This window comes from Brevundimonas diminuta ATCC 11568 (assembly GCF_000204035.1).
GTDB lineage: Bacteria > Pseudomonadota > Alphaproteobacteria > Caulobacterales > Caulobacteraceae > Brevundimonas > Brevundimonas diminuta.
Genome location: NZ_GL883084.1, coordinates 555,600 through 564,579, shown reverse-complemented (window position 1 = coordinate 564,579; position 8,980 = coordinate 555,600). Strand labels below are relative to the sequence as shown.

8 protein-coding genes are annotated in these 8,980 nt (G+C 69.9%); 2 read left to right on the top strand and 6 right to left on the bottom strand.

The window, feature by feature from the left end; all coding sequences use genetic code 11:
- A partial coding sequence (locus BDIM_RS02800) for a cation diffusion facilitator family transporter (protein WP_040344806.1) occupies nt 1-575 on the bottom strand: 575 nt, incomplete at its 3' end.
- Between the two features lie 127 nt (nt 576-702).
- Between BDIM_RS02800 and BDIM_RS02795 the strand changes: the two genes are divergently transcribed.
- Nucleotides 703-1,509, top strand: coding sequence for an undecaprenyl-diphosphate phosphatase (locus tag BDIM_RS02795; protein WP_003164044.1), 807 nt, complete (start codon nt 703-705; stop codon nt 1,507-1,509).
- 133 nt (nt 1,510-1,642) lie between these two features.
- On the opposite strand, the gene BDIM_RS02790 is transcribed toward BDIM_RS02795, so the two are convergent.
- On the bottom strand, nt 1,643-2,614 hold the full coding sequence (locus BDIM_RS02790) for a complex I NDUFA9 subunit family protein (protein ID WP_040344611.1): 972 nt from the start codon (nt 2,612-2,614) through the stop codon (nt 1,643-1,645).
- Between the two features lie 144 nt (nt 2,615-2,758).
- Complete coding sequence (locus BDIM_RS02785) at nt 2,759-4,423, bottom strand: amidohydrolase (protein WP_112999723.1); 1,665 nt, start codon at nt 4,421-4,423, stop codon at nt 2,759-2,761.
- Between the two features lie 75 nt (nt 4,424-4,498).
- Between BDIM_RS02785 and BDIM_RS02780 the strand changes: the two genes are divergently transcribed.
- Entirely contained in the window at nt 4,499-4,930 is a 432-nt protein-coding gene (locus tag BDIM_RS02780) for a DUF488 domain-containing protein (protein WP_003164041.1), read from the top strand.
- 6 nt (nt 4,931-4,936) lie between these two features.
- On the opposite strand, the gene BDIM_RS02775 is transcribed toward BDIM_RS02780, so the two are convergent.
- From BDIM_RS02775 to BDIM_RS02765, 3 genes are all read right to left on the bottom strand, one after another.
- The gene (locus tag BDIM_RS02775) at nt 4,937-6,907 is read right to left on the bottom strand and encodes a M1 family metallopeptidase (RefSeq protein ID WP_003164040.1); all 1,971 of its coding nucleotides are present in this window, start codon (nt 6,905-6,907) and stop codon (nt 4,937-4,939) included.
- 52 nt (nt 6,908-6,959) lie between these two features.
- Nucleotides 6,960-8,237, bottom strand: a complete 1,278-nt coding sequence (locus tag BDIM_RS02770) for a multidrug effflux MFS transporter (protein WP_003164039.1) — start codon at nt 8,235-8,237, stop codon at nt 6,960-6,962.
- A gap of 104 nt (nt 8,238-8,341) precedes the next feature.
- Nucleotides 8,342-8,980 (bottom strand): HlyD family secretion protein (locus BDIM_RS02765; protein WP_155818586.1); only part of this gene is annotated, 639 nt, incomplete at its 5' end.

Below are 8,980 nucleotides of genomic sequence, written 5' to 3'. Positions count from 1 at the left end.
GCGACCACCAGGCCCGCCGCCGCGTCCAGTCCCGGCGCCTGGAGGAAGGCGCCCGAGATCACTCCGACCAGCACCACCACATTGGCGGCCAGATCGGCGGCGTAGTGGGCGCGGTCGCCCGCCACGGCCAGGGAGCCGGTCTTCTTCATCGCCTGGGTCTGCATCCACACCAGACCCGCCGTGACGGCGATGGATAGGAGGACCACGCCCACGGCCCAGCCGCCCGAGGTGACGGGGCGGGGATCGAAGATGCGCTGCACCGCCTCCCAGCCGATGAAGACGCCCGAGGCCAGCACCATGCCCGCCTGCACCAGCGAAGCCAGACCTTCGGCCTTGCCGTGACCATAGCGGTGGTCGTCGTCGGGCGGGGCGGCGGCCCAACGCACGGCGAAGAAGGTCGCCAGCGACGCCACCAGGTCCAACGCCGAATCCGCCAGGCTGGCCAGGATGGAGACCGAGCCGGACGCCCCCAGGGCGAAGGCCTTCATGACGATCAGCAGGACCGCCGTCGCCACCGACAAGGTGGTGATCCGGCGCGTGGTCTCATGGGCGGCGTCGAGGGGAGAGGCGGTCATTTCCCTGCCCTTGTCGCCCAAAACAGCGCCCGCGCCAATGGCGGCGGCGGGGCGGGGACGCTATGGAGAGGAGACGGGACGCCGCAGGGCGCAGCGCGCCCGACGTAAAGATCGAGACGGAGCATTCATGGCGGACTGGCTGACGGCGATCCTTCTGGGTCTGGTCGAAGGGTTGACCGAGTTCATTCCGGTGTCGTCCACCGGCCACCTGCTGCTGCTGGGGCATTTCCTCGGCTTTGAAAGCACCGGCAAGACGTTCGAGATCGTCATCCAGCTGGGCGCTCTGCTGGCCATCATCAGCGTCTATTTCAAACGGCTATGGACCCTGGCAACGCGCTGGCCCTTCGACCCGGAGGCGCGGCGCTTCCTGATCGGCCTGCTGGTCGCCTTCCTGCCGGCGGCGGCGATCGGCTATTTCGCCTACGAATTCATCAAGACGGTGCTGTTCGAGACGCCGCTGGTGATCTGCGTCGCCCTGATCATCGGCGGGGTGCTGCTGCTGTGGCTGGACCGGATGAGCAAGGTTCCAGCCTATCTCGATGCGGACCGCTATCCTTTCCGGGTCTATTTCCTGATCGGCCTGTTCCAGTGCCTGGCCATGATCCCCGGCGTGTCGCGTTCGGGCGCCACCATCGCCGGCGGCCTGCTGCTGGGCACGGACAAGCGGTCGGCGGCCGAATTCAGCTTCTTCCTGGCCCTGCCGACCATGGGCGCGGCGGTCTTCTATGACCTGTTCAAGAACCGCGACGTGCTGGACTTCAGCGACCTGGGCCTGATCGCCATCGGCTTCATCGCCGCCTTCGTCTCGGCCCTGGCCGTGGTGCGCTTCCTGCTCGACTTCGTGTCCAAGCGCGGCTTCGGCCCCTTCGCCTGGTGGCGCATCGTGGTCGGCGTCGTCGGCATCATCGGCCTGGGCGTGACGGGCGCGCTTTAAGCTTTTCCTCCCCACTGCGTGGGGAGGGGGACCGCAGCGGTGGAGGGGCCTAGCGATGGCGGAACCAAGCCGCCCCTCCGCCTCGTCAGCTATCGCCGACGATCCACCTCCCCATTGCATGGGGAGGAGAAGATCAGGCGGCGGGGCTTTCGGCGTACTGGCCCCCGTCGCGGTAGCGCCACAGATAGCTCGGCGCGATGGCTTCCAGGCCCGAAGGCTCGACGCCCAGATCGGCCAGGCCCTTGGCGCCCGGCGTCACGACGTTGTCGCTCTCCAGCAGCACGACCTGATCCTTGGTCAGGGCCGGGGTCAGGCCGATCACGGCCGGGATTTGGGCCAGGGAGCCGATCAGACGCGCGACCGGGAAGGGCAGGGGCAGCAGGATGTTCCTGCGGTTGGTCTCGCGCAGGATGAACTTCAGGATGTCCTCGAAGGTCCAGACCGACGGGCCGCCCAGTTCATAGGTCTCGCCCGCCGCTTCGGCGGCGACGGTCGCGCGGGCGATCGCCTCGGCGGCGTCGGCGACATAGACTGGCTGGAACTTCGTCTGGCCGCCGCCGATCAACGGCAGGACCGGCGACCAGGTCGCCATGGCGGCGAAGCGGTTTAGGAACTGGTCGCCCGAGCCGAAGACGATCGACGGGCGCACGATGACCGCGCCGGGGAAGGCGGCGCGCACGGCGGCCTCGGCCTCGCCCTTGGTGCGGGCGTAGTCGGCCTTGCCGTTGGCGTCGGCGCCCAGGGCCGAGATGTGGGTCAGACGTTTGGCGCCCGCCGCCCTGGCCGCCTCGGCGACATTGGTCGCGCCCTCGACGTGCAGGGTCTGGAACTTGCGGCCGCCGGTCTCGAACAGGATGCCGACCAGGTTGATCACGGCGTCGGCGCCGCGCACGGCCTCGGCTACGGCGGCCTTGTCGGTAATGTCGCAGCGGACGACCTGAACCTGGCCGACGTCGCCGGCCATGTGCAGCACGGGCGCGCTCTTGGCGTTGCGCGCGGCGACGCGCACGCGCCAGCCGCGACGGGCCAGGGCGCGCACCACCTGGGTTCCGATGAAGCCCGAGCCTCCGAACACGGTGACCAGACCGGGGGCGAAATCAGCCATCTCAGACGCTCCAACGCCAAGCCCCGGCCGCACACGCAGCCGGAGGCGAAAATCTCATGGGCGGGGCTTAACCGAAGCGGCCCCGCCCCGCAACGAGAAGGGGCGGGATTCCGCCCGATCCGCCAGCCCCTTCAGCCGGCCCCCTCAGTCCGCGCGGTGGACGATGCGCCCGCCCACGACCGTCAGCACGGCCCGGCCCTTGGTGATGTCGGCGGCGGGGACGGTCATCAGGTCGATGTCGAAGGCGGTGAAGTCGCCGCGCTTGCCCACCGCGATGGTGCCCAGTTCGTCCTCGCGGAAGCTGGCGTAGGCGGGCCACAGGGTGAACATCTTCAGCGCCGTCGCCCGATCGACCGCTTCGTTCGGGCGCCAGTCCGGCCCCTGGAAGCCGTTCAGGTCGCGCCGCGCCACGGCGGCGTAAAACTCGATCAGCGGATCGCCCCGCTCGACCGGCGCATCCGAGCCGCCGACCACGATCACCCCGCGATCCACCAGCGTATGCCAGGCGTAGGCCCCGTCCAGCCGCGCGTCGCCCAGGCGGTCGGCGGCGAAATGCAGGTCGCCGATGGCGTGGCTGGGCTGCATGGAGGCGATGATCGGCAACTCGTCGAAGTAGTGATAGTCGCTGGGCCGGATGATCTGGGCGTGCTCGATGCGCCAGCGCGGATCGGCCAGCTTCCACTCGGCCTTCGGCACGGAACGCAGGGCTTCTTCATACCAGGCGGCGACATCGTGGTTGCCCTGATCGCCGATGGCGTGGGTGGCGATCTGGACGCCGGTGCGCAACGCCTCCTGATACAGGGGCATGACCTCTTCGCGCGAGGTGCGCATCAGGCCGGTGGTGTCCGGGCGATCCGAATAGGGCTCGAACAGCTTGGCCCCGCGCGAGCCCAGGGCGCCGTCGGCGTAGAATTTGATCGCCCGCGTGATGACCAGGCCGTCGCCCGCGTCGCGCGGGCCGCCTGCCATCAGGGCGCGCGCGTCGCCCATGTCGATGTTGTTGTAGACGCGGGCCGTGGCCTCGCCGTCGCGCGCCATCTGCTCCAGCAGGGGCACGTCCTTCCACGGCGCGCTCATGAAGTGAATGCCGGTCCAGCCGTAGCGGGCGTAGACGTCGAAGCCCGCGCGATAGGCCGCGCGCGTGGCCGCCGCATCAGCCTGCGGCGCCAGGCCCGCGATCAGGTCGCCCGAGGCGTCGACCAGCAGGCCCGTCGGCCGGCCGTCCGGTCCCTTCAGGATGTCCCCGCCCGAGGGCGAGGGCGTCGAGGCGTCGATCCCCGCCGCCTTCATCGCCGCGCTGGATACGGCCACCGCATGGCCGTCGGCGCGGGTCAGCATCACGATCCGGCCCGGCGCGGCGGCGTCCAGATCGACGGCGGTCAGGAAGCGCTTCTCGGGCCAATGGGTCTCGATCCAGCCGCGGCCGACGATGACGCCCTCGGGATGGGCTTCGGCCCAGGCGCGGAGCCTCTGCATGGCTTCGACGACCGAAGCGGAGCCTTCCAGGTTCAGCGTCGTTTCGCGCCAGCCGATGCCGTCCAGGTGGGCGTGGCCGTCGGTGAAGCCAGGGAACAGCGCCGCCCCCTTCAGGTCCACCACCTCCAGCCCCTCGGCCGACGGGGCGCCGTTCGCCGCGCCGACATAGGCGATGCGCCCGTCGCGCACGACCACCACCTCGGCGGTCGGCCGGGCTTCGTCGCCGGTATGGATCGGCCCGCCCCGGATCAGCAGGTTCTGGGCGTAGGCCGCGGGCGCGGCCGCCAGCATCAGGGCGGCGGCCAGGGACAGGGTCTTCAGGGTTCGGATCATCAGCGCCTCCAGTCGCGGCGCAGGGGAGCCGCAGCCGGGCTTGGCGTCAAGCGATCCTGCGCGCATCATCGCCGCATGAAGCTGTTCACCATCGGCTATGAAGGCGCGACGCAGGCCCAGGTCATCGACCGGCTGAAGGCGGCGGGGGTCGAACTGGTCGCCGACGTGCGGGCGGTCGCTTCGTCGCGCATCGCGGGCTTTTCCAAGACCGTGCTGGGCGAAAGCCTGAAGGCCGAGGGGCTGGACTATCTGCAACTGCGCGCCCTGGGTACGCCCAAGGCCGGGCGCGACGCGGCGCGCAAGGGCGACGCCGCGACCATGCGCGCCGTCTTCAGCGCCCATATGCAGGAACCGGACGCCGAGGCCGCCTTCCAGCAACTGCGCCATGTGGCGGGCGAACGGCGCGTCGCCCTGCTGTGCTTCGAGGCCGACGCCTGCGGCTGCCACCGCTCCATCCTCGCGGACCGGCTGGCGCGCGAGGACGGGGCGGAGGTGACGAACCTCTAGACGGCCTTACGGACGCCCCACCACCTGATCGACCGAGTTGCTGGTGACCGGGTGGTACAGCGGCCGGGCCTTGGCGTAGATGCGCGTGGCGATCGGGCGGCCCCAGTCGCCTTCGGCCCACAGGGTCTGGAACAGCGGCAGGACGAATTTGCGCCGTCCCTGGCTGGTCAGGAAGCGGTCGGCCACAGCCACGGCGGGCTCGTAGCGGTTGGCCAGGGCGGCCTGCAGCCAGGCGAAGACCAGTTCGGCGTTGCCTTCGCGGTCCAGCTTCAGCGTGCTTTCCAGATCGGCCAGCTGGGCCGGGCTCAGCCAGTCGGCGCCCGCCGCCAGCCCCTCGGGCCGCCACGATAGGAAGCGCAGGCGCTGCTGGGTGTTCCAGTCCTTCCACGGCACGGCCGAGGCCGGGCCCTTGGCGACGTAGAAGGCGCGGGCGGCCGCATCGACCGGCTCGAAAGCGTGCGACACCGGCGCCTGGACGTTGGACGGCAGACCCGGTTCATAGACCCAGGCGTTCAGCTGCAGCCGTTGCTCCAGGGCCGCGTCGCCCTTGATCAGGTGCGTGCGGATGTCCTGAAGGAAGCGTTCCGACGTCATCGGCCGCCAGGCGTTGCGCTCGAAATAGCCGCGCAGCCAGGCGTCGAACTTCTCGCGCCCGGCGATCTGTTCGATGGTCCGCAGGAAGGCGGCGCCCTTGTCATAGGCGATGGTGTTCATGCCGTCGTCGGGATCGCGCCCGGTCAGCTCCAGGTGCAGGCGGGTGTCGGCCGGGGCCAGCTCCTTCAACTCGTCCTGCAGCCCGCTCCAGGCCAGAACCTGCTCCTGCACGGCGGCGTCGCGGCCGTAGACGGCCTCCATGATCCGGTTCTCGAAATAGGAGGTGAAGCCTTCGTTCAGCCAGAAGTCGTCCCAGGTGGCGTTGGTCACCAGGTTGCCCGACCAGGAGTGCGCCAGCTCGTGCGCCACCAGCGAGACCAGCGACCGGTCCCCGGCGATGATGGTCGGGGTGGCGAAGGTCAGCATGGGGTTCTCCATGCCGCCGAAGGGGAAGCTGGGCGGCAGGACCAGCAGGTCGTAGCGGCCCCAGCGATAGGGGCCGTACAGGGCCTCGGCCGCGTCCACCATCTCGGCGGTCGGCTGAAGCTCGTGCGCCGAGGCCTGAAGCTGGCTCGGCTCGGCCCAGACGCCGGTGCGCTCGTCGAACGGGGCGAAGGCCAGGTCGCCGACGGCGACGGCGATCAGATAGGGCGGGATCGGGTTGTCCAGCTTGAAGCGCCAGGCCTTGGTCCCGGCGCCGGCCGCCTCGCCCTTCGGCGTCAACTGCTCGGCCGACATGACGACGGTCAGATCAGCCGGGGCGGTGATGCGGGCGGTGTAGGACTGGCGGACGCCCGGGCTGTCCTGGGTCGGGATCCAGGTGCGGGTCAGGATTGCCTGGCCCTGGCTGAACAGATAGGGCTTCTGGCCGCCCGCCGTCTGTTGCGGGCTGAGCCACTGCAGGGCCGAGGCGTCGGGGCGAGTGGAATAGTCGATGACGATCTTCTGCGTCTCGCCGCCTTGGAAGGCCGGGATGCGCACGGTCAGGGGCTGGCCCTTGATCGGATCAGACGCGCCCAGGCTCCATTGCAGGGCGCGGCCCTGGGCGTCGGTCACGCCCTTGATGTCCAGCATCTTGGCGTCCAGCACCACCTCGGTCGCGCCGGGACGGCCGGTCACGTCCAGCGTGGCCTTGCCCGACAAGGTCTTGGCGGCGAAGTCGGCGGCCAGGTCCAGGTCGACGTGCGTCACCCGCGCCTCGGCCGGGCGGGCGTAGGAGTGGGCGTCGTTGACGTAGTCGGTCGCGGGGGCCGGGGCCGGCGCGGCGGGGACCAGCGGAGTCATGGGGGTGATCTCTCCGGTCGTGGCGCAGGCGCCCAGGGACGTGGCGAGGGCGGCGGCGAGGGCGAGGGCGGAAACCCGCCCGACCAGCTTCAGGGTCATCGAACGCTCCGTATTCAGATGCGCCCGAAAAGGCCCCCTCGCGCCCGAAAGATCAAGCCTTTGCTGCGGGCGGCGGCAGGTGATGCGCCTTGAACAAACGCCCCTTCTCGGCCGCCAGCACCAGCAGCAGGGCCGCGACGCCCAGCAGGACGAAGCCCACGGTCATCGGCACGGTCGAACCGTCGAACTGCTGGCCGATGGCGAAGCCCAGCAGGGCCCCGCCGATCGAGGAGATGAAGCCCTGGGCCGAGGAGGCCGTGCCCGCGATATGGCCCATCGGCTCCATGGCCATGGCGCCGAAATTGCCGGCGATGAAGCCGAAGCAGAACATCTTGCAGGCCTGCAGCGCGGCGAACATCCACAGGCTGTCGTGGCCCAGGTAGGCGATGACGGCGTGCAGGGCGCTGAAGCCGATGAAGCCGATCAGGGCCGTGTGCGCGATCAGGCGCGAGCCCAGCTTCTCGACCAGGCGGGCGTTCAGGATCGAGGCCACGGCGATGCCCGCCGCCACCAGGGCGAAGACGACTGGGAACAGGCCCGGCGCCTTGAACACGTCGAAGAAGATCTGCTGCGAGGAGTTGATGAAGCCGAACAGCGCCCCGCTGATGACCGTCATGGCCAGGGTGTAGCCCATCCCCTGACGGTGGATCAGGGCGAAGCGGAAGGCGCCGGCGATGCGGCCGAGATTGATCGGCATCCGGTCTTCGGGATGCAGGGTCTCGGGCAGGCGCAACCCGGCCCAGATCAGGAAGGCCCCGCCCGACAGGGCGAAGACGCCGAAGATCCACGGCCAGGGCGCGACCAGCATGATCATCTGCCCCACGGCGGGCGCGATGATCGGCACGCCCAGAAAGACCAGGAAGCTCAGCGACATGACGCGCGCCATGGTCCGTCCGACATAGCGGTCGCGCACGATGGAGACGGCCAGCACCCGCGTCGCCGCTGCGCCCACGCCCATGCCGACGCGCGACAGGATCAGCAGGTCGAAGCTGTGGGCGAAGGCGGCCAGCACGCTGAAGGCGACATAGACGCCGATGCCCGCGAACAGCACGGGGCGTCGTCCGTAACGATCCGACAGCGGGCCATAGAACAGCTGCGCCCCGCCGAAGCCCAGCAGATAGGCGGTGATGATCCACTGACGGCTGTTCTCATTGGTCACGCCCAGGTCTTGGCCGATGTGGGGCAGGGCCGGCAGCATGGCGTCGATCGCCAGGGCGTTCAGCGCCATCATCACCGCGATCAGGCAGACGAATTCGGCGAAGCCCGGCCCCTTGGCGGGAAGCGACGGCTTGGCCTCGATCTCGGCGGGCGGGGTCGGGGCTCGGGTCATGGAGAGCAGATGCCGCCTGCGACAGGCTGACGCAACCCTGCAAAGGTGAAGTTTTTCGCGCTGCAACAATAAGACAGGCGATGAGCAGGGTCCGAGCCGGAGCCTTAGTCCTTCACCGTGATCCGCGCCGTCACCGACATGCCGGGCGACAGGCGCTCGACGCCTTCCTGCCCCGGATCGACGGCGATGCGGACGGGGATGCGCTGGGCCACCTTGGTGAAGTTGCCGGTGGCGTTGTCGGGACGGATGACGCTGAACTCCGAGCCGGTGGCGGGCGAGATGCGCTCGACCTTGCCGGTCAGGACGCGGCCGCCCAGGGCGTCGACGGTGATCTTGACCGGCTGGCCCACGCGCACGTCGCGCATCTGGTTCTCCTTCATATTGGCCGTGACCCAGACCACGTCGGGGACCAGGGCCGTCATCTGCGTGCCGACCGCCACCTGCTGGCCCTGACGCATGGAGATCTCGCCCAGGCGGCCGTCGCGCGGCGCTTCGATGCGGGTGTTGTCCAGGTCGATCTGGGCCAGCCGCACCTGGGCGCGGGCGTTCTCGACGGCGGCCTCCAGCGAGCCCCGGCTGACCACGGCCGAGGTCACGCCGGTCTGGGCCACGTCCTCGGCGGCGCGGGTTTCGGCCAACTGGGCCTCGGCGGCGCGCAGGGCGTTCTGGGCCACATCGACCTGGGCCTGGGCGACCCAGCCGCCCTCGAACAGGGTGCGCACGCGGGTCGCGTCGGCGCGAGC